Source organism: Myxococcus sp. CA051A (assembly GCF_013336705.1).
Taxonomy (GTDB): Bacteria; Myxococcota; Myxococcia; order Myxococcales; family Myxococcaceae; genus Myxococcus; species Myxococcus llanfairpwllgwyngyllgogerychwyrndrobwllllantysiliogogogochensis.
Genome location: NZ_JABUMS010000014.1, coordinates 215,524 through 239,955 on the forward strand (window position 1 = coordinate 215,524; position 24,432 = coordinate 239,955).

At 68.8% G+C, this 24,432-nt stretch carries 21 protein-coding genes; 9 read left to right on the top strand and 12 right to left on the bottom strand.

Annotated features, from left to right (window positions below; translation table 11 throughout):
* Positions 1–9 precede the first annotated feature (9 nt).
* Positions 10–1,983 (top strand): adenylate/guanylate cyclase domain-containing protein, encoded by a 1,974-nt coding sequence (locus HUA74_RS33565; protein ID WP_217443629.1) that lies wholly within the window; start codon positions 10–12, stop codon positions 1,981–1,983.
* Positions 1,984–2,002: 19 nt separating this feature from the next.
* Here the strand turns inward: HUA74_RS33565 and HUA74_RS33570 are convergent, their stop codons facing one another.
* On the bottom strand, positions 2,003–2,458 hold the full coding sequence (locus HUA74_RS33570; RefSeq protein ID WP_174457804.1) for a hypothetical protein: 456 nt from the start codon (positions 2,456–2,458) through the stop codon (positions 2,003–2,005).
* Positions 2,459–2,786: 328 nt separating this feature from the next.
* Positions 2,787–4,280: a mannitol dehydrogenase family protein gene (locus HUA74_RS33575; protein WP_217443630.1), complete on the bottom strand. Its 1,494-nt coding sequence runs from the start codon at positions 4,278–4,280 to the stop codon at positions 2,787–2,789.
* 305 nt (positions 4,281–4,585) lie between these two features.
* On the opposite strand from HUA74_RS33575, the gene HUA74_RS33580 reads away from it, so the two are divergent.
* Both HUA74_RS33580 and HUA74_RS33585 read left to right on the top strand, forming a co-directional pair.
* Positions 4,586–5,485 carry a bestrophin family protein gene (locus HUA74_RS33580; RefSeq protein WP_141640830.1) on the top strand — a complete coding sequence of 300 codons (900 nt, stop codon included), beginning with the start codon at positions 4,586–4,588 and terminating at the stop codon, positions 5,483–5,485.
* Positions 5,486–5,560: 75 nt separating this feature from the next.
* Positions 5,561–6,979: an MATE family efflux transporter gene (locus HUA74_RS33585; RefSeq protein ID WP_174457806.1), complete on the top strand. Its 1,419-nt coding sequence runs from the start codon at positions 5,561–5,563 to the stop codon at positions 6,977–6,979.
* A gap of 82 nt (positions 6,980–7,061) precedes the next feature.
* Here HUA74_RS33585 and HUA74_RS33590 read toward each other — a convergent pair whose 3' ends face one another.
* The gene (locus HUA74_RS33590) at positions 7,062–9,299 is read right to left on the bottom strand and encodes a HEAT repeat domain-containing protein (RefSeq protein WP_174457807.1); all 2,238 of its coding nucleotides are present in this window, start codon (positions 9,297–9,299) and stop codon (positions 7,062–7,064) included.
* Positions 9,300–9,490: 191 nt separating this feature from the next.
* Here HUA74_RS33590 and HUA74_RS33595 point away from each other — a divergent pair, with 191 nt between their 5' ends.
* A complete protein-coding gene (locus HUA74_RS33595; RefSeq protein WP_174457808.1) occupies positions 9,491–11,302 on the top strand; it encodes a serine hydrolase in 1,812 nt (603 codons plus the stop codon).
* Here HUA74_RS33595 and HUA74_RS33600 read toward each other — a convergent pair.
* Entirely contained in the window at positions 11,241–11,855 is a 615-nt protein-coding gene (locus HUA74_RS33600; protein ID WP_174457809.1) for a hypothetical protein, read from the bottom strand. The genes HUA74_RS33595 and HUA74_RS33600 overlap by 62 nt on opposite strands.
* Before the next feature lie 186 nt (positions 11,856–12,041).
* Here HUA74_RS33600 and HUA74_RS33605 point away from each other — a divergent pair, with 186 nt between their 5' ends.
* From HUA74_RS33605 to HUA74_RS33615, 3 genes are all read left to right on the top strand, one after another.
* The gene (locus HUA74_RS33605; RefSeq protein ID WP_174457810.1) at positions 12,042–12,512 is read left to right on the top strand and encodes a hypothetical protein; all 471 of its coding nucleotides are present in this window, start codon (positions 12,042–12,044) and stop codon (positions 12,510–12,512) included.
* 270 nt (positions 12,513–12,782) lie between these two features.
* Positions 12,783–13,400: a CAP domain-containing protein gene (locus tag HUA74_RS33610; protein WP_174457811.1), complete on the top strand. Its 618-nt coding sequence runs from the start codon at positions 12,783–12,785 to the stop codon at positions 13,398–13,400.
* Positions 13,401–13,682: 282 nt separating this feature from the next.
* Complete coding sequence (locus tag HUA74_RS33615; protein WP_141640823.1) at positions 13,683–15,104, top strand: hypothetical protein; 1,422 nt, start codon at positions 13,683–13,685, stop codon at positions 15,102–15,104.
* Positions 15,105–15,191: 87 nt separating this feature from the next.
* Here the strand turns inward: HUA74_RS33615 and HUA74_RS33620 are convergent, their stop codons facing one another.
* The 4 genes from HUA74_RS33620 to HUA74_RS33635 all read right to left on the bottom strand — a co-directional run bounded on the left by HUA74_RS33620 (position 15,192) and on the right by HUA74_RS33635 (position 18,102).
* Entirely contained in the window at positions 15,192–16,070 is an 879-nt protein-coding gene (locus HUA74_RS33620; protein WP_174457812.1) for an aldo/keto reductase, read from the bottom strand.
* Between the two features lie 110 nt (positions 16,071–16,180).
* Complete coding sequence (locus HUA74_RS33625; protein WP_174457813.1) at positions 16,181–16,519, bottom strand: hypothetical protein; 339 nt, start codon at positions 16,517–16,519, stop codon at positions 16,181–16,183.
* Positions 16,520–16,656: 137 nt separating this feature from the next.
* Positions 16,657–17,400 (bottom strand): double-CXXCG motif protein, encoded by a 744-nt coding sequence (locus tag HUA74_RS33630; protein ID WP_174457814.1) that lies wholly within the window; start codon positions 17,398–17,400, stop codon positions 16,657–16,659.
* Positions 17,401–18,102, bottom strand: coding sequence for a TIGR02269 family lipoprotein (locus HUA74_RS33635; RefSeq protein WP_174457815.1), 702 nt, complete (start codon positions 18,100–18,102; stop codon positions 17,401–17,403).
* Positions 18,103–18,396: 294 nt separating this feature from the next.
* Between HUA74_RS33635 and HUA74_RS33640 the strand changes: the two genes are divergently transcribed.
* Together HUA74_RS33640 and HUA74_RS33645 are read left to right on the top strand one after the other, a co-directional pair.
* The gene (locus tag HUA74_RS33640) at positions 18,397–20,022 is read left to right on the top strand and encodes a hypothetical protein (RefSeq protein WP_174457816.1); all 1,626 of its coding nucleotides are present in this window, start codon (positions 18,397–18,399) and stop codon (positions 20,020–20,022) included.
* Positions 20,023–20,080: 58 nt separating this feature from the next.
* Entirely contained in the window at positions 20,081–21,121 is a 1,041-nt protein-coding gene (locus HUA74_RS33645; RefSeq protein ID WP_174457817.1) for a DNA adenine methylase, read from the top strand.
* Between the two features lie 9 nt (positions 21,122–21,130).
* On the opposite strand, the gene HUA74_RS33650 is transcribed toward HUA74_RS33645, so the two are convergent.
* The 4 genes from HUA74_RS33650 to HUA74_RS33665 form a co-directional block, all read right to left on the bottom strand.
* Positions 21,131–21,811, bottom strand: a complete 681-nt coding sequence (locus HUA74_RS33650) for a MotA/TolQ/ExbB proton channel family protein (protein ID WP_174457818.1) — start codon at positions 21,809–21,811, stop codon at positions 21,131–21,133.
* Positions 21,812–21,960: 149 nt separating this feature from the next.
* Positions 21,961–22,503 carry a DsbA family protein gene (locus HUA74_RS33655; RefSeq protein WP_174457819.1) on the bottom strand — a complete coding sequence of 181 codons (543 nt, stop codon included), beginning with the start codon at positions 22,501–22,503 and terminating at the stop codon, positions 21,961–21,963.
* Positions 22,500–23,063: a redoxin domain-containing protein gene (locus HUA74_RS33660; protein WP_174457820.1), complete on the bottom strand. Its 564-nt coding sequence runs from the start codon at positions 23,061–23,063 to the stop codon at positions 22,500–22,502. The genes HUA74_RS33655 and HUA74_RS33660 overlap by 4 nt, the downstream gene beginning before the upstream one ends.
* Positions 23,064–23,178: 115 nt before the next feature.
* Positions 23,179–24,267 carry a hypothetical protein gene (locus HUA74_RS33665; RefSeq protein ID WP_371817347.1) on the bottom strand — a complete coding sequence of 363 codons (1,089 nt, stop codon included), beginning with the start codon at positions 24,265–24,267 and terminating at the stop codon, positions 23,179–23,181.
* Between the last annotated feature and the right edge of the window lie 165 nt (positions 24,268–24,432).

The window sequence follows — 24,432 nt, forward strand, 5'->3', positions numbered from 1 at the left end:
CTCGCCTTCATGGCGCTCGCAGGCGCGGCGCTCGTCGCGGCGCTCGTGCTCACCACGCTCGCGGTGGAGGCGGCGGCCAAGCAGAAGATCGCCAGCGACCTGGAGCGCACGCTGGTGGCCTTCCAGCAGCTCGCCCGCGCCAGTCAGGAGCGCATCCGCGACGTGGCCGAGGCGCGGACGATGGACCACTCCTTCAGGGGGATGTCCCTCTCGGTCAACTCCCTCGACGCCGCGGCCGGGCTCGGAGACGAGACGGCGGAGACCGACGGCATCCGCTATGCCCGCGAGGTCATCTCCTCCGCCGACACCGACGCGTTCGGGGGCGAGCCTCCCTGGGCCTTCTTCAACGCCAGCGGGCGGCTCGTCTACACTCGCGCGGAGCCGGAGCAACTGGGGGACCAGCCACTGGCGCTGCCGCTGCTCGACACCGCGCTGAGGCGCGGTCCCACGTCGGCGCTCTGGTCTCCCGCGCAGCTGCGCTCCCTGCCCTTCACGTTCATCCCCTTGGAGCAGGTGCGCGAGGGGGACCTGCTGCTCGTCCATGCGCAGCCCGCCTATGGGGCCTCGCGCGAACCGGTGGGGGTGGTGCTGTCGGGCCAATGGGTGAAGGACGTGCTGCTGGAGGACCCGATGGCCCCCAGGGCACCGGGGCCGCAGATGGCGGACACCCGCGCCAGCTTCGCTGTCCGCGCGGAGGACGGAGCCACGGCGTCCCAGCTCCCGCTGGAGACGCGGTTGGACGGTCCGAAGCTGGAGGCCGGGCAGGCGCGTGATGTGTACCTCGGCGACACGCACTACCTGGTGCGCGAGGGGACGCTCCTCGGCGTGGACGGGGCCCGGATGGGACAGGTGTTCGTCCTCCGGGACTTCGACGCTGAAATCAAGCCCATCCTCCGACGCTTCCGACTGTGGTTGGTGCCCACGGCCGTGGGCATCGCGCTGTTCGCGCTGGCGGCCGCCTTCTTCCTCGCGCGCGGGCTGGCCTCGCCGCTGGTGCGGTTGGAGGAGGCAGCGGGGCGCGTGCGGCTGGGAGACCTCACCGTCGAGGTGCCCGTGCGCGGCACCGACGAGGTGGGCCGGGTGGCGCAGGCGTTCAACGAGATGGTCAGCGGCCTGCGACAGCGGGACCAGATAAAAGGCCTCTTCAAGCGCTACCTCGCGCCGCAGGTGGTGGACGAGCTGCTCAAGAATCCGGAGAAGGCCGCGCCGGGAGGCGAGCGGAAGCTGCTCACGGTGCTGTTCAGCGACCTGGTGGGCTTCACCTCGATGAGCGAGCAGCTCAGCCCGGAGGAGCTGGTCGCGCTGCTCAACACCTACTTCGAGCAGGCGACGGGCGTGCTGACCCAGCACGGGGCCACGCTCGACAAGTTCATCGGCGACGCCATCATGTGCTTCTGGAACGCGCCGCTCCCGCTGGAGGACCATGCGGCGCGCGCGTGCCTCACCGCGTTGGACCTGCTCGCGGTGGTGGACCGGCTGTCTCCGGTGTTCGAGGCGCGAGGGCTGCCCCGGCTCGACTGCCGCATCGGCATCAACACCGGCCACGCCGTGGCGGGCAACCTGGGCTCCAGCGCGGCCCAGGACTACACCGTCATCGGCGACACGGTGAACCTCGCCTCGCGACTGGAGGGTGCCGCCAAGGTCTACGGCACCCGCACGCTCGTCGCCGAGGACACGCTGCTCGCCGCGCGCGGTGTGGTGCTGGCCCGCGAGCTGGACTTGTTGCGAGTCAAAGGCAAGCAGCAGCCCGTCCGCGTGTTCGAGCTCGTGGGCGTGGCGGGCACCTCTCCCGCGCCTCACCTCGTCCGCTTCGCGGAGGGCCTCGCGCTCTACCGGGCCCGGCGCTTCACCGAGGCCCGCGCGGTGTTCCTCGCCTCGCCCGAGGACCCTCCCTCCCAGCGCTTCGCCGCGCGGTGCGACACCCTGCTCGTGACGCCGCCGCCCGAGGACTGGGACGGCGTCTTCACGCTCGACAGCAAGTAGCGCGCACCGGCGGCGCCCACTACGGCGCGTGGCAGGCGCGATAGGAGTCCGTCACCAGCGGGGAGTAGTTGCCCAGCGCGTCGCGCACCCGGAGGGTCGGCTGCTCGTCGAAGGTCGCGGGCTGCTCTTCGGAAGGAGGCGTGCAGCCATAGGGATACCAGCCCCCCGTGCCCGGCCCCGTCACCGAGTACTGCCGCCCCGTCTCGTACTCGATGATGTTCCGCCCGAAATAGAAGGTGTAGGGCGCCACGCCCCCTGTCACGTACCCCTCGCACGACGTGAAGACATTCGGCGGGTCACAGACGATGAAGGCCTGCAACGACATGGCATGCACCTGTCCATCCGGGGTGCTGGGGAGGTGGGGTGCCATCTCCGGTGGGGCCGGACTTTCGACGGGCGCGTCACCGCACGCGGCCAGCAACAACCCAAGGGCCACCACCAGGGAACGGCGGCACCCACTGACGAGGTTTCGCATCGAGATGGACTCCAGTCAGGCGCGGCGCGAAAGCGCGCTCGAACGCCCGCGGTCATCATGAAGCCCTCTTCTCACGCCACCAAACAACCGTTGCAATCACGCTGCTGAGTTCAGCGTCGACCAGAATCCCCTTGAGTTCCGGCGCCCCGTGACTGGGGCACTGGCAGGCGCGCCACACCGACACCTCCCTGGGGTCTGCTTCCCCTCCGACCTCGCGGTCTTGGATTCGACCGGGGCGGGTCGACGGACACGGGGTCGAGGGAAGCGGACGGGCGCGTCGGTCATGGTGGGACAGGCGAGGGCCTGACACACCGGCCCTCGCCAGCGGTCAAGCCGAGGCCGCTTCCGTCGACCGCGCCAGCTCCGCCAGGGTGGCCGAGACGCCCTTGAAGCGCAGCTCCCGTCGGAAGTGGACGCAGTCCTTCACGAACCCGGGATGTTCGGCCAGACCCCACCCCTGGAACAGCTCCAGGCCCAGGGGCGCCTTCAAGTCCGTGGCGTGCGCGCGCCTCACCTCGGCCCCCGTCAGGTGCGGCTCCAGGGGAAGGAAGACATGGCCGCGCTCGTCGACTCCCCGCAGGTACTCGCAGAACGCGGCGAGCAGGAACGCGATGCGCCGGGTGTCGCGGCCCTGGCGCAACGCCTCTCGCGCCGTGGGCTGGACGAAGAGGGGGAGCTTGGAGGCACTGTCGCTGGCGATGCGCAGGAGCTGGTCGTTGATGGCGGGGTTGCTGAATCGCTCCAGCACCGTGTCGCCGTAGTCCCGCACGGAGAACCCTCGCGGCGGATGCAGCAACGGCTCCGCATCCTCGCGTAGGAACGCTTGCAGCAAGGACACCAGCGCGGGGTCCTCCATGGCCTGGGCGACGAAGCGGTAGCCCATCAGGAGGCCGGGGAAGGCGAGCAGGCTGTGTGAGGCATTCAGCAGCCGCAGCTTGACCTGCTCATAGGGTCCGACGTCGTCGGTGAACTGGACACCCACCCGCTCCAGGGGCGGCCGCCCGGCGCAGAACCTGTCCTCGATGACCCATTGGATGAATGACTCGGAGTACACCGGCAGCGCGTCATCCAGTCCGCTGGCCTCGTTGAGCCGGGCCGCCTCGTGCTCCGTCACGCCGGGGGTGATGCGGTCCACCATGGCGCTGGGAAACGTGACGTGTTCCTCCATCCAGTTCGCGAGCGACGGCACCCGGGCCCTGGCGAATGACAGGAAGGCGTCCCGGGCCACCTCGCCATTCTGACGGAGGTTGTCGCAGCTCAGCACGGTGAACGGCCCCAGGCCCCGCTCACGCCGTCGACGCAGCGCCTCGGTGACGAGCCCGAAGGCGGTGGTCGGCACCTGGCTGTCCAAATCCCTCGCGACGGCGGGCGTCTCCAGCAGGAAGTGCCCTGCCTCGTCCAGGTTGTAGCCCCCTTCCGTGAGCGTGAGGGTGACGAGGCGAAGGTCCGGAGCCGCCAGCAGCTCCATCACACGCTCGGGGTCCTCGGGTGCATGGAGGTAGCCCACCAGCGAGCCCACCACGCGCACCGTGGGACGTCCCCGCGCGGGAAACTCCGTCAGGCTGTAGAGGCCCTGTTGCGCGTGGAGCGCTTCCGCCTTGTGGCGCTCCCGGGCTCCATCCAGGACGCCAATGCCGACGATGCCCCAGCGCTCCTGCCCGGGGAGGGCGAGGCAGCGGTCCAGGTAGAGCGCCTGGTGCGCGCGATGGAACTGGCCCACGCCCAGGTGGGCGATGCCCGGCGTCACCCGGGTGCGGTCATAGGCGGGGCCCTCCACGCCGGCCGGAAGGGACACCAGGGTGCTGTTGCTCAGACGAATCACGAGCCGACCTCCAGGGCGAACCGTCGCGCTTCCACGTCGGTCCAGGGCCGCGCGACCCATGCGTCGCTCGGAGCGCTTCCGCCCACGAAATGGACCGTGACCTCTTGGAGGAGATGCGTGTCCACGTTCCACCAATGAGGCAACGCCCGACCCTCGGCCCAGGGCTCGCGACCTCGGCCGCCGCGAAGCAGGCGTCGACGCGAATCCCCGAACCCGCCCCTTCAAGCGAGATGGCCCGAAACCCCACCCCGTGCCCTCTGGCTCCGTGGTCGACGAGCGCCCTCGGCCATGGTTAGTGGGGCCGCATGATTGTTCGTCCGCGAATGCACTGGCTTCGCATGCTGTTCGTCTGGCGCGGTTCCGTCGTCCCCCGCATCCTGCCTCGGCTGGGCTTCTTCCTGGCGCTCGCCTGCCTGGCGGTGGCCACCGGCCCCCATCCCTTCAACCTGCGGGAAGGCCCCCTGGGCCTGCTCGGCGTCGCGCTGGCCATCTTCCTCGGCTTCCGGAACAGCACTGCGTATGACCGCTTCTGGGAGGCCCGCAAGCTCTGGGGCTCGCTGATGATTGTCTCGCGCTCCTTCATGAGACAGGCCCTCACCCATCCCTCCCCCGCGCTCTCCCTGGAGGAGCGTCGCGAGGTGACGGACCTGCTCCGTGCCCTGGCCGTCTCGCTGAACCACCAACTCCGCGGCACCTCGGTGCCACTCGATGCCCTGGACTCCGGCGTGCGCGAGCGCGTGGTGGCCGCGGAGCACCGCCCCGCGCGGGTGGTCCTCGGCCTGGCCGAGTGGGTCGCCCGCCTGCGCCACCAGGGCCGCCTGGGCGAGGTGCTCGTGACCTCGTTCGACGACAACCTGGACCGGCTCTCGGAGGTGCTCGGCGGATGTGAGCGCATCGCCGGCACGCCCATTCCCTATGTCTACAGCGTGATGCTGCATCGCACGGTGTACCTCTACATCCTGCTGCTGCCCTTCGCGCTGACCGGCAGCCTGGGCTGGTCCACGCCACTCGTCTCCGTCTTCGTCGCCTACACCTTCATCGCGCTCGACACGGTGACGGCGGAGCTGGAAGACCCCTTCGGCACCGAACCCAATGACTTGCCGCTGGACGCCATGACCCGCGCCATCGAGCGCTCGGTGATGGACCTCGCGGGAGAGCCACTCCCTCCGCCCCTGCTCCCGGACAAGGATTTCGTGCTGACCTGAGCCCCGGCGCGTTTTTCACTGCGAGCCCCCGCAAGACCATATTACGCTCATCATACGTCACCCGGGAGCTACCCCATGCAGCTGAAGAGCGCGGTCCCCTTGAGCACCGAGGCCAGCAGCGAGCGTGGGACGAGCCCCGGGGGAGCGAGCGGCATCCGCGAGGCCCTGCTCAACGCCCCCATCCTCCCGACGCTGCTGAAGCTGGCGGTGCCCACCACGGTGGTGCTGGTGGCGCAGGCGTTCGTCGGGGTGGTGGAGACCTGGTACGTGAGCTTCCTCGGCACCGACGCGCTGGCCGGGGTGTCGCTGGTGTTCCCCATCTTCATGTTGATGACGATGATGTCCAACGGTGGCATCGGCAGCGGAGTGGCCTCCGCGGTCGCCCGCGCGACGGGGGCGAATCGCAAGGAGGACGCGGACGCGCTGGTGTGGCACGCGGTGGTGATGGGGCTCGGGCTGGGGCTGGCCTCCACCGTGCTCGCGTGGCTCTTCGGACCGGCGCTCTACCGGGCGCTGGGAGGCGCGGAGGGGGCGCTGGAGGCGGCGGTCCGGTACTCGAACTATCTCTTCGCGGGCGCCATCCCCTTCTGGGTCGTCAACCTGCTCGCGGCGGCGCTGCGCGGCGCGGGCAACGTCAAGCTGCCGGCGACGGTGACGCTGGCCGGCGCGGGCATCCTGGTGGTCATCTCCCCCGTGCTCATCTTCGGAGCCGGGCCGCTGCCCGCGCTGGGCATCGCGGGCGCGGGGCTGGCCATGGTCCTGTTCTATCTGGGGGCCTCGCTCTGGCTCTTGCGGCACCTGGCTTCGGGCCGCACCTCGCTGCGCCTGGCGCCCGTGCGACTGGAGGCGCGGCTGATTCGAGACATCCTGCGCGTGGGCCTGCCGACGGCGCTGAGCGCGGTGCAGCCCAACCTGACGGTCATCATCGTCACGGGCGCGGTGGGGCTGTTCGGCGTGGAGGCGCTGGCGGGCTATGGAATCGCCGCCCGGCTCGACTACCTGCTCGTGCCGCTGCTCTTCGGCCTGGGCACGGCGGCGCTGACGATGGTCGGCACCAACGCGGGCGCGGGCAATTGGGAGCGCGCCCGGCGCACGGCCTGGGTGGGCGCGTGGCTGGGCTTCGGGGTGGCGGGGTCCATCGGGCTGCTCGCCGCCGTGGCGCCGAATGCGTGGCTGCACTTCTTCAGCAAGGACGCGGCGGTGCTGGCGCCGGGCGTGACGTACCTGCGCATCGTCGCGCCGTTCTACGGCCTGCTGGGGTTGGGCTTCGTGCTGGGGTTCGCGGCCCAGGGCGTGGCGCGCGTCTTCTGGCCCGTGCTCGCGGGCACCGCGCGCATGGTCGTCGCGGCGGGCGTGGGCTGGGTCGCCGTCGTGTACTTCGGCGCGGGGCTGCCCATGTTGTTCGCGCTCGTCTCCGCGGCGCTCGTGGCGTTCGCCGGCGTGACGGTGGCGGCCACCCTCGCGGGAGCCATCTTCCGCGAAGGGCCGAAGTAGTCCCCCATCCGGAAGCAACGCCGCGAAGCCCGCGGGGCCGGGCTTTACACCCGTGCCCGGCCCCAGGCCCCGCGCGTGCGGCCTATGCGCCCACGACCTGCTTCGCCAGCAGGCGCACGAGCGGCACGTCGGAGGTGACGAACGGACGCGCGAGTTCGCGGCCCAGGTCCGGGTGTGCCCGCAGCGCCAGCAGCGCCCAGGCCAGGAGCGCGTACCCGTCATAGCCCGTCCAGTACTTGGAGGAGCGCGCCTCCCACTGCGTCAGCACGCCCGTCACCAGCTCGCGCAGGTTCGCCAGCGCCTCCTCGCGCCGAGCGCCTTCGGTGAGCCCGGCCATCGCGACCTCCAGCATCAACTGACCCGACGCCGCCACCGTCAGGCCGCCCACGTCGCGGAAGAGCCCGGCGATGGTATTCGGGTGCTTCTGCTTGTTCACGTCGATGAAGAACCCCTTCGAGAAGCGGTTGCTCTCGAGCAACGCGAGGGCCTTCTCGCGCGACGCGGGGTCGGCGGTTCCAGCGAGCCGACCGAGCGCGAAGCACGTCGCGGGCGAGCTGGAGAGCTTCCACGGCTTCTCCTCGAAGCGCGCCAGCAGGGGCGCCAGCGCCCGGGTCTCCCCCACCGCGCCCAGCGCGTAACAGACGGCCTCCGAGAAGGAGATGGGCGCCTCCTTGCCCACGGCGTCCACCGTGCGCTCCAGATAGCGCAGGAGCGTGTCACCGACAGCCGGGTCCCCCAGCTCGCCGAGCGCGAAGACGAGCGCGCCGAGCATCCGGTTGCGCTCCGAATCCCCGTCCTTCAGCGGATACATGCGCAGCACCGCCAGCAGGTGCTTCGTGTTCGCCTTGTCTCCCAGGGCCTGGATGAGCTGGATGAACAGGTGGCGCTTGAGGTGGAAGCGGTCCTCGGCGAACGCCGCGTCACGGACGAGTTCGACGGCGCGAGGCTCGGCCCACGCCGCGAGCACCTCCAGCGCGATGAGGTCCTCGCCACCCTCCCCGTACCGGGCGATGGAGATGAGCAGCGGCGTGGCGCGACGGTCTCCTTCCGCGATGAGCTCCGCGATGACCCCCTCGTCGCGGTAGTTCTCCTCGTCCTTCCACGCAGACATCAGGGCGACGGTGGCCTGCATGGACGGATCCGCCGCATAGGCCTCCTGGATGGCGGCGCCGAGCGCGGGGTCCTTCACGGCCTCCCAGGCGAGCGCGTCGAGCGAACCCTCTCGCGCGGCGCTCGCGACCTTCACCGCCGCCGCCGCGGCCTCCTTCTCCTTCGCCCGCGCACGCCCCTCCTCGTCCCACAGCGCCAGTCCCATCACCCGCTGTCGCAGGGCCTGGACGTCGGAGATGGCGCCCAGTTGCTTGCGGCCCGCGCGAAGCTCCTCCATCAGCGCGACCAGGTCCTTCACCAGGGGGGCATCGCTCAGCCGGCACAGCTCCAGAGCCTGAGTGAGCCGCGCCTCGTCGCCAGCGAAGAAGCTCGCCATGCAGAAGTAGAAGGCCGCGGGCGGATACGTCTTGAACCGCTCCGCGCTCGTGGCGAGTCGCTCCTCGGTGAGCGGCGGGTTCATCTCGACGTCGAAGGCTCCGCGCAGCTCCGCGTCGGACGCGCCCACTTCCGTCAGCAACGTCACCAGCCAGCCAGCCCTGAGGTCGTTTTTGTAGGCCGGCTCCTCCTTGGCCACGTAGGGCTTCACTCCCGCCAGGGTCTCCTCGAAGCCCAGCTCTCCGACACACGTGTCCAGCTTCTGACGGGCCTGCTTGAACGTCTCCGCGTCGACCTCACCCAGCGCATGAGCCCGCACGAGCGCGGCGCGGAAGACCAGGGCGTCGAGGTCCTCGGCCTGCGGCGCCTCGATGCCATCCGTCTCATGGTTGAAGAGATAGATTTGCGCGCGAGCCTTTCCACGCTGGGGCTCACGGGCATACAGCCAGAGGTCACCCGAGGACGTGGCGCCAATCTCGACGAAGCCGCCCGTGAGTTCCTTCCAGAGCGGCCGGTAGCTCTGGGCCGCGACGATGCGCTGCTCCATGAGGTTGCCGGGCGTCGTCCGCGGAGCATCCGAGCCGAGCGTGAGCTCCTCGAGCGGCGGGGGCTCACACTCCGCCAGCGGCTGCAGCAACTGGGTCAAATCCTTGGGCAGGGGTTGCCCCCAGGACGCGAACGCGTCGCTGATGGGCCCCCCTCGCGACCACGGCTTCTTTCCGGCCGAATGCTTTTCAACGAACGACGGCCACTGCGTTCCCAGGAACTTGCCGACCTGGCTCCAGGAGGCCGCCACGGGGGACTCACTCGACGTGGACTTCTTCTTGCTCGCCATGCGCGGCACGCTACCAGCTTGCCCGATACCCCTGGCAGGCTGTTTCAGGCGGGGCGCGCCTCCCATTTTCCAGGGCTCCTGTCCTCTCGCGGCTCACGGGATGACACGCCCGGAACACGGCTGTGACGTGTCTCACGCAGGTGACAACCGGCCTGGCCCGGCGGAGGCCCTCTGGTAGCTTGCGTCGCGGCATGGCCTCCCATCGCGACTCGACCTCCCTGGCTCCATCGACGCTCTGGCTCCTCCTCGCCTGGCTCCCATGGCTCACGGGTGCGGCGCCCGCGCCAGCCGACCCGGCGCAGGCCCTGGTGGGCACGTGGGGAAGTGAGCGCGTCCTGGGTCCGGAGGTCCGGGGCGAGCTGACGCTGACGCGCGATGCACACGCCTGGCGCGCACTCATCGCGGGCTTCGACGTGCCCGCGCGCCTGGAGGGAAACGCGGTCTCCTTCATCCTCCCCGGCGGCCAGGGCGAGCTGCGCGGGACGCTCTCGGACGACGGCCAGCGCATCAGCGGCCACTGGATTCAGCCGCGCGTGCGCACCAGCGGCATGAAGTTCGCCACCCCGGTGGAGCTGCGTGCCCTCCGGGCCAACATCTGGCGGGGCGACGTCGCACCGCTCGAGGACCGCTTCTCCCTGTATCTGGTCATCCAGAAGCAGGCCGACGGCACGCTGAGCGCCTTCATCCGCAATCCGGAGCGAAACTTCGGCAACAGGCTGCTGTTTCGCGTCAGCGTCCAGGACGGCCTCGTCCAACTCGTCGCGACCCGGGGCACCACGCGCCTCGAAGGGCGCTTCGACGCCCAGGCCCGGCGGCTGTCCCTGTTCTACCCACCGCTGGACGCCACGTTCGACTTCACGCCCCGGGAGCGGGACCAGTCCGTGGGCCTCCATCCGCGCATCCCCGCGACGGGCGCGTACGTGTATGAAAAACCCATCGCGGAGGAGGATGGCTGGACGACGGCTTCTCTCGACGACGTCGGCATGGACGTCCAGCCCCTGCGCGAGCTCGTGCAGCGCATCCTGGACCAGCAGCCCGGCCCCGACGCGGCGCCCGCCATCCAGGGGCTGCTCGTGGCGCGCCATGGGAAGCTGGTGCTCGAGGAGTACTTCCAGGGCTTCGACAAGGAGCGGCCCCATGACCTGCGCTCCGCGTCCAAGACACATGCGCCCCTCTTGATGGGCATCGCCCTGGACCAGGGCGCGCCCTTCACTGTCGACACGCCGGTGGTCTCCCTGTTTCCCGAGTACCGGGGGAAGCTCGCCCACCTGGATGCGCGCAAGCGCAAGCTCACCGTCGAGCATTTGATGACCATGTCGACGGGCCTCGCGTGTGACGACGACGACGAGGCCTCTCCGGGCAACGAGGAGCGCCTCGATGACACGGTGCCCGACTGGTACAAGTACACGCTGGACCTGCCGATGACGCGGGCGCCGGGCGAGAAGGGCGTGTACTGCTCGGCGAACATCAACCTGCTGGGCGGCGTGCTGCGCAAGGCCACGCGGACGTGGATACCGGAGTTCTTCACCCGGTACGTCGCCGAGCCGCTCCAACTGCGCGGCTACCACCTGGACCTCATGCCTTCAGGGGAGCAGTACCTGGGCGGCGGCATCTTCATGCGGCCCCGCGACGCGCTGAAGCTCGGGCAGCTCTACCTGTCGGGCGGCGTGTGGAACGGACGGCGCGTCGTGAGCCAGCGCTGGGTGGAGCGCTCCACGGCGCTCCACGCGACGATGGAGCCCGGCAGGACGTACGGCTATGCGTGGTGGCGCCACGAGCTGCGCGTGGGCGACCGGGTGTATTCGCAGTACGAAGCCAGCGGCAACGGCGGACAGCTGGTGATGGTCGTCCCCGAGCTGGACCTCGTGGTGATGTTCACCGCGGGCAACTACAACCACGTGGCCCTCTGGAGGAAGTTCCGCGAGGAGCTGCTCCCCCAGTTCATCCTCCGCGCGGCGCGGCCCACGTCGCCGAGCCGTAGTCCAGACGGAACGCGTCCGTGAGCCACTCCGCGAGCTGGGCCCGGTGGGCCGCGAGGTCCAGCTGAAGCGACTTCTCGCGCACCCGCTCGCGCACGCGCGTCATCACCTCCCCGCAGTCCCGCTCCTCCACCAGACGCCCGCCTTCGAAGAGCAGCTCCTGGATACGCTTGCGACTCCAGGCGGGGTGCAGTCCGTCCTGGACGGGCACCCCTCGGGTGAAGCCATCCACCACCAGCAGGCCCCCGGTGAAGGCCACGGGCGCGCGCAAGCGCGTGTAGAGGACCCGCTCGTGCGTCTCGCTGACGTAGGCGGGAAGCTGGCCGAACAGCGGCGTGCCCCGGCCCTCCTGGACGGCCTGCTCCTCCTGCGCCGACAGGCCGATGCGCAGCTCCTCCAGTTGGAGCCGCTTTTCCGCGACGCGGTACAGACAGAGGAAGCCTCGCTGGCAGGCCGTCGACATGGCCGCGGGAGTCAGCCCCTGGGTCGATGGCTCGAACAGGCTGGAGCCACGGACCCCCGCGAGCTCGAAGGCGTGCTTGCGGTATTCGACGGTGTCGCGGAGCTGCGCGGTCATGGTGGCGTGCCTTCGCTGAAGAGATTCCCCCACAGCGTACCCCAGACCACCCCCTCACGAGGGGACCGAGTCCCTGTTGTCAGCGAGGTCGGTTGGGTGATTCGTTGCGTCCCCTGTCGCCCGCGCGATGGGGGGAATCATGAACCGTGGCATCCGAGGAAGCTCCGGCGCTTCGAGCTGGGGTCCGTGCGAGCAGCCGAGGGCTTCGCTCGACAGGGCTCGGTGCTCGGGGGTCGCAACCACTCCCTGGCCCTGCGCTCGGATGGGACGGTGTGGGCCTGGGGCGACAACACCCAGGGGCAGCTCGGAGTCAGCGCGCCGGCCTTCTCACGGACACCGCCCCAGGTGCCGGGCCTCTTCGGCATCACCGCCATCGACGGTGGCGACGGGCACACACTCGCCTTGAAGACAGGAGGCACGGTGTGGAGCTTCGGCGCCAACGACACGGGACAGCTTGGCGATGGAAGCCTGGGGGGCCGGCGGACGTCACCCGTGCAGGTGCAGGGGCTCTTCGGGATGGTGTCCATCTCCGCGGGCGCCCAGCACTCCCTCGCCGTGAAGTCGGACGGCGTCGTCTGGGGGTGGGGAGACAACTCCCAGGGCGCGCTCGGCAATGGCATGTCCTCGATTCGGCTCCGGCCCGTTCGCGTCTTCTAGGGTTTGGGGCTCCCCGCGATTCATTCCGGGCGAATGCTGAACCAGCGACAGCGGAACATTGCGTTCGTCCCGGGAACAACGGGTGGCATGTGAGGAATTGAGCCGGCGACGACACTGTGTCCCGGTAACATTTGCATTGGAGTGGGCGCACGGCGCACCGCGCGAGCAGGCGGGCGCCGGGTTCCCTCTCGACATCCCGTCGAGCCTCGCCAGGATGAGGAGACCGCCTCCGATGAGGTGGCCACACATCTGCTTGAGAAAGGATTCGACATGACCTCCCGCTCCATTCCCTTGTTCCTGCTGGGTGCCGCGCTGCTCGGTGGCTGTGGTGGTCCGGAGACACCGTCCTCCATCGCGGAGGAGGAAGGCGCCCTGGTGCCAGCGGTCCGCACGGAGACAGGCGGCACCGCGGCCGGCGACGTCACGGCCAGCGCGGTCTGCGACGATGTGGCGACGTGGGACCCGGCCTGGGCGGGCTTCGAGGACCAGGTCCTCACGCTCGTCAACCAGCGCCGGGCCGCGGGCGCGGTCTGTGGCGGGGTGGCGCAAGCGCCCGCGCCCGCGCTGACGCACCACGCGAGCCTGCGGTGTGCGGCGCGCAGGCACTCCAAGGACATGGGCACCAACAACTTCATGAGCCACACCGGCTCCAATGGCTCCACGCCGTGGCAGCGCATCACCGCGACGGGCTACACCTACCGGCGCGCCGCGGAGAATGTCGCGGCCGGGTATTCCACGCCGGCGGCGGTGGTCAACGGGTGGATGGCCAGCAGCGGGCACTGCACGAACATCATGAACCCGCTGCTCGTGCACATTGGCATCGGCTACTTCAATGCCCCGAGCAGCACCTACCGGCACTACTGGACCCAGGACTTCGGCACGCCGTGACGCCGAGGGAGCTTCGCCGTGGGCATGGACGCGCCCACGGCGTCTGTCTTGCGCCTCCGGTGCGGGCCACGCGAGTAGCGTCACGCGCTACACCCCGGGCGGTTTCGTGGCGCAAAAGGCCACGAGCCCCTGTCCAAAGTCAGACACAGCCTCCCCAAGACCTCCACGCCAGCCCTGCTAAAACAGACATTTCACATCAACCGGCATGGGACCTGCTTGGACAGACATCCACGGACGACAACCCCTGTCGACCGTGTCTCCTGTTCCATAAGGAGTTTCCCCATGTCATATCGTTCCGTACGAGGTCTCCTGGACCTCGTCTCGCTCCCCCTGCGTTCCCTTCCGCTGTCCGTGCTCGCGCTCGGCGGCCTGTTGCTGGCTCCGTCGGCGCGAGCCGCCGCCGAACCTGGTGAAGGAGAGGAAGGCCCGGTCGCGACCATCACCAGCCTGAAGCTGGAGGAAGGAGCCTTGCGGGTGGGCATCCTCTGGTCGGACAAGCAGGCCCTTCCCGAGGGCGCGAAGCTCGTCTCCTATGACGGCAAGGACAGCGCCAATGACAGCGTGGAGGTGAGCCCGCAGCCCGGCAAGGAATCGGAGGTCAAGCTGGAGAAGGCACTCCTGCGGCCCTGGGAGACCGGCTGGAACCAGCGGCTGGTCCTGGTGGACACCAAGGACCCGAAGGCCGAGCCCCTCGCCACCCTTCCCATCACCGTCAACCTGGACTGCACGGATGGGGACGACAAGTGCACGCTGACGGTGGCGCCCGGCGCGGCGTCCAACTCGGACGTGGTGCATTTGAGCGCGGAGCTGGATGAGGTCATCACCAAGCTCGAGGAGAGCAACCCCGACAAGGAGATTGACCTCATCGAGGCGGTGAAGGCCAACAACCCCCGGCTGCTCGGCGAGGCGCTCGCCTACACCCACGCGATGTCGAAGTACATGCTCAGCGGCCCCTGCACCTGCGTGTGGCAGGCCGTCTACACCCACAGCCCGGCCTTCCTGGGCTATGGCATCAACTTCACGAACGCCTCGGGCACCCTCGCGGGCTGGAACGGGCCGGGCGCCAAGCACTCCCTGGTCGCCATTGGAGGCAACGCGTCAGGCATCGCCACCAGCGTGACAGGCATCAGCCAGGTCAGGCTCAAGCTCAACTGCACGAAGTGGGTCTTCTATTACTACAAGGACATCATCCTCAACTGGCCCTGGGGCAAGGTGATTGTCATTCCCTTCCCCTTCCCTCGCCTCGTCCCCTGCATTTCCAGTTGCACGGCCCGCTTCGACCACCAGGGACGCGTCAGTGGCTCCACGTTCGTCACCTACACGAGCCCCGGCAGCTCCGCCACCGCGAAGGAGCAGGCCGTCTACCGCGTGGATGGCACCCCGTTGCTGACCCCGTCCGCCAGCCAGGGCGGCTCGTTCAATCAAATCAACGGCGCCACGGTCTTCTCCAACATCGGCAGCACGGGCCGGGTCGACTCGTATGGCTACGTGCAGGCGGCGGCGACCTTCCCCTACTTCGCGTCGGCATCCGTGGCCAACGGCCACTCCATCGCCATCCACGGGTACGCCCGGTGCCCGTACGGCCCCAATGGGCATGCCGCGGTCTGGACCTACGGCACGTCGCAGGGCATCCCGCAGACCAACAGCCTGCGCTCGTCCATCCAGAACTTCTTCCTGCAGTGGGGCATCCTGACCTTGCCGTAGGCAGGAGCCGAGGCTGATGGCGCCCCGGAGGCCGGCCCCTGTCGCGGGTGCCCGGCGTCCGGGGTTCGTCGTTTCAGCCTCGCGGCGTCAGCGCCCCGACGCCTGTGCATCCACGGCGGCCAGTTCCTCCTTGCCGAGCTTCACCTCCGCGCCCGCGAGGTTCTCCTCCAGGTGCTTCACGGACGAGGTGCCCGGAATGGGCAGCATCACCGGCGAGCGGGCCAGCAGCCAGGCGAGGGCAATCTGCGCGGGCGTGGCCTGGTGCTTGCGCGCCACCGCGTCGAGCGCGGCGCCGGGCTTCGCCAGTCCGCCCGTGGCCAGGGGGAACCAGGGAATGAAGCCCAGCTTCTCCCGCTCGCAGTAGTCGAGCACCTTTTCGTGGACGCGGTCCGTGAGGTTGTAGCGGTTCTGCACCGACACCACGTCCACCACCTTGCGCGCCCGCTGGATGTCCTCCACGGAGACCTCCGACAGGCCGATGTGGCGAATCTTCCCTTCCTTCTGGAGGTCCTTCAGCTCGCCGAGCGACTCCTCCACGGGGACCTTCGGGTCGATGCGGTGAAGCTGGTACAGGTCGATGCGCTCCAACTTCAGCCGGCGCAAGGACAGCTCGAGTTCCTGGCGCAGGTATTTCGGCGCGGCCACGGGATGCCACTCATGGGGGCCCGTGCGCACGAGCCCCGCCTTGGTCGCCACGACGACGCCCTTGGCGTAGGGGTGCAGGGCCTCGGCGATGAGTTCCTCGCTGACGTAGGGGCCGTAGGAGTCGGCGGTGTCGATGAAGTCCACGCCCAGCTCGACGGCGCGGCGCAGGACGCGCACGGCCTCCGCCCTGTCTTTCGGAGGTCCCCAGATGCCGGGGCCGGTGAGCTGCATGGCGCCGTAGCCCAGACGGTGGATGGGCAGGTCTCCGCCCAACTTGAAGGTTCCGCTTTTCTCGACGGGTCGTGACGAGGCTCCGCTCATGGGACGCTTCCTCCTGGCCTGAAAGTAGGGTGTCTGGATGACGAGCCACCAGCTCGTCCGCACGGCCCGTCAGCGGGCGTGGAGGCGGGAGCGGCCAGTCGCCAGCCACCTCATCCCAGCATCGTCGGGTCGACGACGTCGAGGTCCTGGAGCACAAGGCCATGCGTGGGGAGTATCCAGAACACACCGCGACCTTCCGGAGACCATCCCAGCGCCCTGCCGAGCAGGATGGCGGCGCGAGCGTCCTGAGGCACGGCGGCCGCGCAATCGACCATGCCGCCGTGCTTGTTCACCAGCTTCACCGACAGCACCGGGCCCACCGGCCGCTCGTCGTCGGTCTGGTGCCACGCGCGCAGCGACACCACGCGCCTCCCACCGATGTGGGACCAGTCGCCCGCCCAGGCGAAGGTGACGTCATCGACCACGATTCGGCGGTGCTTCTTCTTCATGCACGGAGACTCTCGGATTCACCCAAGGGCCCTGTCAACGCGGGCCCCTGGGTGGCGCCGCTATCCAAGGACTCCGGGAACGCAACGGGCGCCGGTGTCGAACTCCCGCCCAGGTCCTGGTGGCGATAGCAGCAGGGTTAGTGGTGATGGGTGGCCCCGGCAGGTGGCCGCACCGCACGTGCCGTCAGGGCCCCGCCGGTGATGTCCACCGCGACAACTTCCGACTCCTCCAGCTCGCGTTCCAAACGCTCGACGACACGCTCGCTCACCACCACGACGGACGCACCGCTCCGCGCGAAATCGACGGTGGGCACTTCACTCAGGCGAAGTTGGCCAAAAGGGGGCAGCACAAAGCCCGTGCGCCCGCAGGTACTGCAGGGCTCATGGGCAGCGGCTCCCGAAATGCTTCCGCTAGGCCGCACCTCAAGCTCGACCAGGTCACGCATCCCAGGACGCGCCTTGAAGCGCGTCGCGACGGGGATGAACCCCGTAAGCCCCTTGAGCCGCGCCACCACTGCCGGCTCCATCAGGAGCATCCACGGCACGTGGATGACCACGGGGGGAAATTTCCCACGGGCCCTGCCAGTCAACGCGCCAAACCCCGTGCCTGGTTTAACGATGGCTCCCGGCGGAACCAGCGGTAACACGCGCTCTCGCAGGCGCACGAATTGGTCCCAGGGCACGCACCGCGGCTGCTCGAAGTCCCGACGCTGCGGCAGTTCGGAGAGGTCGACCGTCGGGTAGTCGTACCCTCCACCTCCCCAAGCAGTCTTGCAGGTAGGGCACTCCACTCCGGGAAGTACCCACTCCCGTCCCAGGTCGTAGGCACCGGTCCACCTCGACGGCTCGACGCCTCGCTGTGTCAGCGTGTAGTACCGCATTCAATCTCCCGCCGCAGCGGACAGCGCCAGTCGCTTCCAGTACGTCATGGGGACGCCGATGAGACCATAGCGCTCGACCATTCGTCCGCCCTGCTGGAAGTGGTCCTCACGTGTCGCGTCCAGCTGGTGTGCGCGTATCCAGTCGTACCAGTCTTTGTTCCACGGGGCACCCGCTGTTCCCGCATGAACCCGCCGGTGTTCCGCGACGTCGACGAGCAATGTGTACTGGTGGATGTCGATGCCGACGCCCCGGAAGTACGCCTCAAAGGCGCGCGGGAAGATGTGGTGTCGCTCCTTCTCGCGACGGCTCCAATCCGCGATGGCCTTCCGCGCCGCCTTGACGCTCGGCAGACTGTCGCGCCGGTACCACGGGATGATGAACACCGGCTGCCGCCCTGGAAGGGGAACAGCTCCGCCCCAGTACCTCTGGATGCGCGCTGTCGCGCCTCCTGCGGCCTGCGCGGGTGGGAATCTCAGTGCATACGGCGGCGAGGCGAGGTCCTCGCAGCGGTAGAGGCCACACTCCTCCTCGCCACAGGAAGGGGCGTAGCAGCCTTCGTCGTTGTCCCCGGCTGACTGCGCGCAGTCCTCCGCCGAGTCATCCACGCTTGTGTCGAGCAACTCACCGGCACGGCTGTACTCGGGTGCTCCGGCGCAGCCGGTGACCCATAGCAGGACGATCCACCACCTGTGTGTCGTCATTCCGGCCCCCCGGGCAATCATCATCGTGAAGATGCCGAGGTGCCGCGCTCGCGTGACACCGCGGTGCGAGCGTGTTGTCGGACATTCACCACTTCATCGTCGGGGTGACCCACTCAACCCGCAGGTGCGTTGGAGCGCGAGCACGTCCCCATCGAGCCTGGACGAGGGAAGAGCCCTCCCCTCCTCGACGGTGACGAACGGCCCATGGAGGACCTGGTGGACGCTTCCGATATTCTTCGGGCGGCCGGACGTTCCAGCCCCGCCTGCGGAATTTCGAAGGAAGAGAGCCCTCCGATGCGTCGAGCCCTGGCCGGTCTCGTGTTGCTCCTCGCGGGATGTGCGACGACCGCGCGTCCCACGCAGGCGCCAGCCGTGGCGGAGGCCGCGCCCCCCGTCGCACCCGAGCCCGAGCAGCCCCGCTACGAGCACATCTTCATGATACCCGTGGACAAGGCCCTGGCCGAGGCCACGAAGCTCATGACGGAGAAGGGCTGGGTCCTCAAGCCCCTCGAGGACCCGAGATATCTGCTGACCGAGTGGCGGACCGCGCAGCTCAGCGCGCAGTCCTGGGGATGGCAGAGCGACGGTGACTCCACGCGTTATCTGGTGGCCGGCGAGCTGATCTCCGAGCGCGAGTCCGTCATCCGCATCTTCCGCATGAAGCGCGTGGCCTTCAGCAACGACGTTGAAATCAAGCCCGAGGCGTCAGGGCAGCTGAACTCGCGGTTCATGCTGATGGAGCGGTTCGAGCAGAGCTTCGTGAGGAGAGGCGCACCCGTGGAGCTCGCCCAGCGGGAGCGAGACGTGGCGCCCTGGGTCGAACTGAACGGAGCCGTGCAGGGCACCCGGGATTTGGAGCTGGAGCAGACCCTCACCCTGCGATTGGAGTCGCGCCCCTCGCTGGAGACGCTCACCGGCTCGCTCCGCCTCGCACGCGATGACTCGTTCGCCAGGGACCCGTCCTTCTATCTCACGCGCTGGAAGGACGAGGTGCCGGAGCCCTGCGCGCGGGAAGTCGCCGGCTTCCAGTCGATGCTGCGGCCCGGGCTGACGGTGCTCATTGGCGAGCAGCTCGGCACCCGCGAGATTCCCGCCACCGTGGGCGACCTGGCGTGCGAGGCCGTCCAGACGGGGCTCGGCGTCACCGTGGCCCTCGCCATCCCGGAGAAGGAGCAGGAGCGCATCAATACCTATCTGGCGAGCCCGGGACGCCCCGCGGACCAGGATGCGCTGCTGCGCGGGAACTTCTGGCGCAAGCTGCAACAGGACGGCCGGGGAAGCCGCGCGGTGATGGACCTCATCGACCGGGTCCGGGCGCTGCGTGCCGCCGGGCGCTCCGTCTTCGTCGTGGCCATGGACACGGACATGAACCATGGGAAGGCACGCGACGCCTACATGGCCCGGAAGGTGCTGAACCCGCGCAGCGCGCGCCCCCAGGACGTGTTCCTGGTGCTCGCGGGCAATGCCCACACACGGCTGGGGGACGCGGACTGGAGCGACGACTTCGTCCCCATGTCGAAGCACCTGCTTCAGAACACCCGGGATTTGAAGGTGCTGGAGGTGGGCTACGCGCAGGGCCGACGGTGGGGATGTGACCTGGAGCTGAACGGGGAGATGGACTGCAACATCATGGGCATCACCCCGGGTCCCCAGGTCGCGATTCGCCCGGAGGCGCCCGCGGCAATCCGCATGCTCCCGGAGCTGGACGACGAGGGGTTCCACGGCTTCCTCGACGTGGGTGTGCTGACCGCCTCACTGCCCGCCATCGCCCTGCGCGGACACGAGCCACCCGAGCCCTCGGTGCCAGGAGAGGCCCCGGGCCCCGCGAACCTCGTGACTCCGACGGGGACCTCCGCGCCCGTGAACACCGTGCCCCCTCCACAAGACACCGTGCCCCCCGCGCGGCCTCCGACGCCGTAGGCCCCTGGGCGTCGCGGAGGTTGACCGGCGCCGAGGGCCTCGTCTACGTGAGCAGCCCGTGAGCCCCCCGCCCTCCATCGAGCGCTTCCCCGCGACCCGGTATCAGGGCAGCAAGCTCAAGGTCCTCGGGTGGCTCTGGGAGCAGCTCCAGTCCCTGGAGTTCGACTCCGTCGTCGACCTCTTCGGCGGCACGGGCTCGGTGTCCTATCTCTTCAAGGTGCAAGGCAAGCAGGTCCACTACAACGACTGCCTTCGCTCCAACCACCTCATCGGCAAGGCGCTCATCGAGAACCCCTCGACGCGCTTCGAGCGCGACGACGTGTCAGCACTGCTCGCCCGGCGGCAGCGGACCTATGGAGACTTCATCGCGCGGACCTTCGGTGGAATCTACTACCCGGACGACGAGAACCAGCTCCTCGACGTCCTGGCGCAGAACCTGGCCGAGCTGCCGGGTGATTACAAACAAGCCCTCGCGTACCACGCGGTGTTCCAGGCCTGCATCGCCAAGCGCCCCTACAACCTGTTCCACCGCGCCAACCTCTACATGCGAGAGGCGAGCGTCGAGCGCTCCTTCGGGAACAAGGCGACGTGGGACAGGCCCTTCGCGGACCACATCGCCAAGGCCGCCTCCGCCGCGAGTGACGCCATCTTCGACAACGGCCGGGCGAACGTCGCGACGTGTGGGGACGCGGTGCGGCTCGAAGCCCAAGCAGACCTGGCGTATCTCGACCCGCCGTACATCTCGGCCAAGGGTGTTGGCGTCGACTACCTGGGCTTCTATCACTTCATGGAGGGATTGACGGAGTACAGCAATTGGCCGGAGAGGTTCGATGCCCGCTACAAACACAAACCCTACCGGCGGGTGGAGACGCCGTGGGCCAGCCCGGCGCGAATCGCGTCGGCCTTCGAGGCGGTGTTCGAGCGGTGGCGGGACAGCATCCTCGTCGTGTCCTATCGCTCGGATGGAGTCCCCTCGGTGGAGGAGTTGAAGCGGATGCTCCAGCGGCACAAGCGCAAGGTCACGGTGAGAGCGCGGGACTACCAGTACGCGCTCTCCACGAACCAGACGAGCCGCGAGGTGCTGCTCATCGCCGAGTAGGTGAGGGAATCACACCACGGCGGAGCGCGCGCGCTTGAGGGCCCGCGCCGCGGCGTCGAGGAACTCGTTGCTGGCCTCGGCGAGGTCCACGGCGCGGGCATCCACCCAGCCCTGCAAGGAGTTGTAGCCCATCACCGCGGGGATGGCGACGAGCAGCCCGAAGGCGGTGGTGACCAACGCCTCGGAGATGCCTGTCGAGATGGTGCCAATGCCGCCCGCCCCTGCCTCGCCCATCTGCTGGAACGCGGTGACGATGCCCATGGTGGTGCCGAGCAGGCCCACGAAGGGGGCGGTGGAGGCCACGGTGGCCAGATGGCCCAGGCCGCGCTTGAGACTCTGCACCTCGCGCTGAGCCTGACGCTCCAGGCTGCGCGCCACCGACTCCATCACCTCGTCACGACTGTCATCGGAGGAGATGCGGTACGCCGTCAGCCCCGCGCGGATGGTCCGGCCGAGGTAGCCCACGTCCGCGCCCAGCTTCGCGTGGGACGCGGTCTCGAAGTCCCCTTGAGAGAGCAACGTGGCCATCTCCGAGGCGAACCTGCGGGAGTGTCGACGGGACGCACGGAAAACCAGCGAGCGCTCGGCGAGGATGACCAATGACAGCACGGACATGATGCCCATCGCGATGACGATGCCCTGCGCGAAGAGGCCCATGTGGGCCCACAGCCCCGAGAGGGTGAATTGCATGGCGGATCCGGAACGCGCCTCCTCGCGCGTGGGGCCACGAAGGCCCCTGGGTGGGAGCACCCAACCGCCACGGTACGCAGCCACTCGCCCACGAGGGTGTGTTCGCCTCCATCAGACGGTCATCATTCAGTCATGGGCGACGCGTGGGCTCAGAAGTAGCTGGGCGACTCGATACCTCCGCCTTGAAGGACGGTGATGAGCGAGGAGGCGCTGAAGTCGCCTTGGTAGCGCGCGCCGTTGATGAAGAAGCCCGGGGTGCCGCTGACTCCGCTGCGCACGCCGCCCATGAAGTCGCGACGGATGCGCTCCAGGTAGCGGTGCTCGGAGACTTCGCGGGTGAAGCGCTCCATGTCCAATCCCAGCTTCTGGGCGTAGGCCAGCAGCGACTCGGGGTCGAGCGCCTGCTGGTTCTCGTAGAGCATGCCGTGCATCTCCCAGAATTTGCCCTGGGCATCGGCGGCCTCCGCGGCTTCGGCGGCCTGGAGCGCGTAGGGGTGCGCCTGGGTGAGGGGGAAGTGGCGGAAGACGTAGCGCAGCTGGTCGCCCATCGAGGCCAGCACCTTGTTCACTTCCTCGTAGGCCTGTCCGCAGAAGGGACACTGGAAGTCGCCGTACTCCACCAGGATGACGGGAGCGTCGACAGGTCCGAGGATGTGGTCATGGGAACCCACGGGAGTGCGCAGTCTGCTCATGGCCGTGCCTCCTGCTCGGTCTTCTCCTCGCGCTGATTCAGGGACGGGCCTCCTTCATCTTCGGCGGCGCCCTGCCCTGCGAGGCGCTCCAGTGCGTCCAGCACGCCGTCGGCACCAGGGTTGACCGCCACGGGCGAGACGTAGCTCCAGAAAATCTTGCCCTCGGCGTCGATGACGAAGAGCGCGCGTTCGGAGATACCGTCCTCTTCCCGGTAGGCATGGTAGGCGCGCGAAATCGCTCCCTTCGGGTGGAAGTCGGAGGCCAGCACCATGTGGAGGTTGCGCGCGCGGGCGAAGGCCAGGTGGCACCACACGCCGTCGCACGAGATGGCGACCACCTTCGCGCCGAGGCGCTCGAACTCGGGCATCAGCTCGTTGAAGAGTGCCAGCTCATCGCTGCACACCGGGCTCCAGTCGGCTGGGTAGAACACCAGCACCAGCGGGGCCCCTCGGAACTCCTCGAGCGAGACCTTCTGGTCCGGAGTCACCGGAGCACGGATGGGCGGCGCGAGCGTGCCGAGAGGCAAGGGCGCGTTCGACTGTCTGGCGGAAAAGGCCATGGAATCCTCCTCGCGCAAAGCTGGGCCGTGGGGCCGCTGGCTGCACCGAGGGGCTCGGCACTCCACCGTCAGCGTGGCTGCTCTCGCGCCACTGCCACGCTGACCGTTCCAACGACTACCAGAGGAGGCTGCGCAGCGTGGCGCCGTCTTCCACCCGCACCCACGGCTGGACGACCTGCGCCAGCGAGGGAAAGGGCCGTCCCGGGTCGGCGACGAAGAGCATGCCCGGGTCGGCGTTCACCAGCGTCTCCTGTCCGCGCCCGTCGCCATCGGAGAAGAACACCGTGAACTGGGCCGTGGCCCTTGTCGGGTCGTAATAATCGAGCTTCGCGGGCGTCGGCATGAACCAGGCCAGGGGCACCTCCACCTCCACGGCCTCCGGGGCGGTCCACCGAATCGTCGGCGGTGGCGTGTCCTTCTTCTTGGGAGGCTTGAACCACGTGGCCACGGGCGCCCCCTGTTTGTTGCGCGCGACCCCGAGTTCCACCTGCTGGTCCCTCATGAACCTGGTGGTGCCCCACTCCATCCATCGCAGCTCGAGGTGGTCCGCGGCGAGGATGGCCTTGGGACTCGCATCCGCGGCGACCACTGTCTTGTCATCCCTCAGCCGGACACTGACCACCATCAGGTCGCCCCGGCGACGCAGGCTCACCGTCAGGTCCGCATCCTCGGGCCCCTTCCAGTTCTTCTGCCCCCAGGTGACCTGTCCCGGAGAAGGAAGCACCGTGGACTCCAGGTCCGACACCACCCGAGCCGAACCCTCCCACTTGGACTCATTCCCTTCGGAGTCAGGGTCCTCGGGGTCCGGTGGTGTGTAGTGGAACGTGGCGGCGCTCTGGGCCAGCAAATCCATGCGCCTCAAGCTGAAGCGTGGATTCACGTTGCTCGCCACGAGCATCGGGCCCTTCCGGTCGAAGCGCAGCGTCACCGATGACGAGGTCCCCGCGCCGGCACGTTGCAGGAGCAGGGTCGGCAAGCCCGAGCCGGAGGCGGTCGAGGTGGGCGACGGACAGCCCAGAGGCTCGTCCACTCCCGCGCCTCCGCTCATCGCGAAGCGCTCACCACTGGCCAGTCCCACCAGCGTGACGGGAGGTCCGTCCCAGGTTTTCGGACGGTCGACTGACGCCATGGGAAAGCAGACCACCTCGTCCTCGCGACCATCACCGTCGAGGTCCACCTGGTACCGCTCAGTGATATTCGGCACCTCCTCCTTCACGCGCGCGTCGAACCAGCTCGCGAAGGAGACAGGTGCAGGCGCCGGTTTCGCTGGGGCGGCAGGTACGGAATGCAGGGCGACGACCAAGGGCAGCCAGGGGGCGAAGGCCATGGCTGTCTACTGAACCCTGGATGCAACAGTCTCGCAAGGACA

What these genes read in the sequence shown, in the direction of transcription:
- HUA74_RS33565 (WP_217443629.1), top strand. Translation starts at nt 10, where the DNA reads ATGGCGCTCGCAGGCGCGGCGCTCGTCGCGGCGCTCGTGCTCACCACG.
- HUA74_RS33570 (WP_174457804.1), bottom strand. Translation starts at nt 2,458, where the DNA reads ATGCGAAACCTCGTCAGTGGGTGCCGCCGTTCCCTGGTGGTGGCCCTT.
- HUA74_RS33580 (WP_141640830.1), top strand. Translation starts at nt 4,586, where the DNA reads ATGATTGTTCGTCCGCGAATGCACTGGCTTCGCATGCTGTTCGTCTGG.
- HUA74_RS33585 (WP_174457806.1), top strand. Translation starts at nt 5,561, where the DNA reads ATGCAGCTGAAGAGCGCGGTCCCCTTGAGCACCGAGGCCAGCAGCGAG.
- HUA74_RS33590 (WP_174457807.1), bottom strand. Translation starts at nt 9,299, where the DNA reads ATGGCGAGCAAGAAGAAGTCCACGTCGAGTGAGTCCCCCGTGGCGGCC.
- HUA74_RS33595 (WP_174457808.1), top strand. Translation starts at nt 9,491, where the DNA reads ATGGCCTCCCATCGCGACTCGACCTCCCTGGCTCCATCGACGCTCTGG.
- HUA74_RS33600 (WP_174457809.1), bottom strand. Translation starts at nt 11,855, where the DNA reads ATGACCGCGCAGCTCCGCGACACCGTCGAATACCGCAAGCACGCCTTC.
- HUA74_RS33610 (WP_174457811.1), top strand. Translation starts at nt 12,783, where the DNA reads ATGACCTCCCGCTCCATTCCCTTGTTCCTGCTGGGTGCCGCGCTGCTC.
- HUA74_RS33615 (WP_141640823.1), top strand. Translation starts at nt 13,683, where the DNA reads ATGTCATATCGTTCCGTACGAGGTCTCCTGGACCTCGTCTCGCTCCCC.
- HUA74_RS33620 (WP_174457812.1), bottom strand. Translation starts at nt 16,070, where the DNA reads ATGAGCGGAGCCTCGTCACGACCCGTCGAGAAAAGCGGAACCTTCAAG.
- HUA74_RS33625 (WP_174457813.1), bottom strand. Translation starts at nt 16,519, where the DNA reads ATGAAGAAGAAGCACCGCCGAATCGTGGTCGATGACGTCACCTTCGCC.
- HUA74_RS33630 (WP_174457814.1), bottom strand. Translation starts at nt 17,400, where the DNA reads ATGCGGTACTACACGCTGACACAGCGAGGCGTCGAGCCGTCGAGGTGG.
- HUA74_RS33635 (WP_174457815.1), bottom strand. Translation starts at nt 18,102, where the DNA reads ATGACGACACACAGGTGGTGGATCGTCCTGCTATGGGTCACCGGCTGC.
- HUA74_RS33640 (WP_174457816.1), top strand. Translation starts at nt 18,397, where the DNA reads ATGCGTCGAGCCCTGGCCGGTCTCGTGTTGCTCCTCGCGGGATGTGCG.
- HUA74_RS33650 (WP_174457818.1), bottom strand. Translation starts at nt 21,811, where the DNA reads ATGCAATTCACCCTCTCGGGGCTGTGGGCCCACATGGGCCTCTTCGCG.
- HUA74_RS33655 (WP_174457819.1), bottom strand. Translation starts at nt 22,503, where the DNA reads ATGAGCAGACTGCGCACTCCCGTGGGTTCCCATGACCACATCCTCGGA.
- HUA74_RS33660 (WP_174457820.1), bottom strand. Translation starts at nt 23,063, where the DNA reads ATGGCCTTTTCCGCCAGACAGTCGAACGCGCCCTTGCCTCTCGGCACG.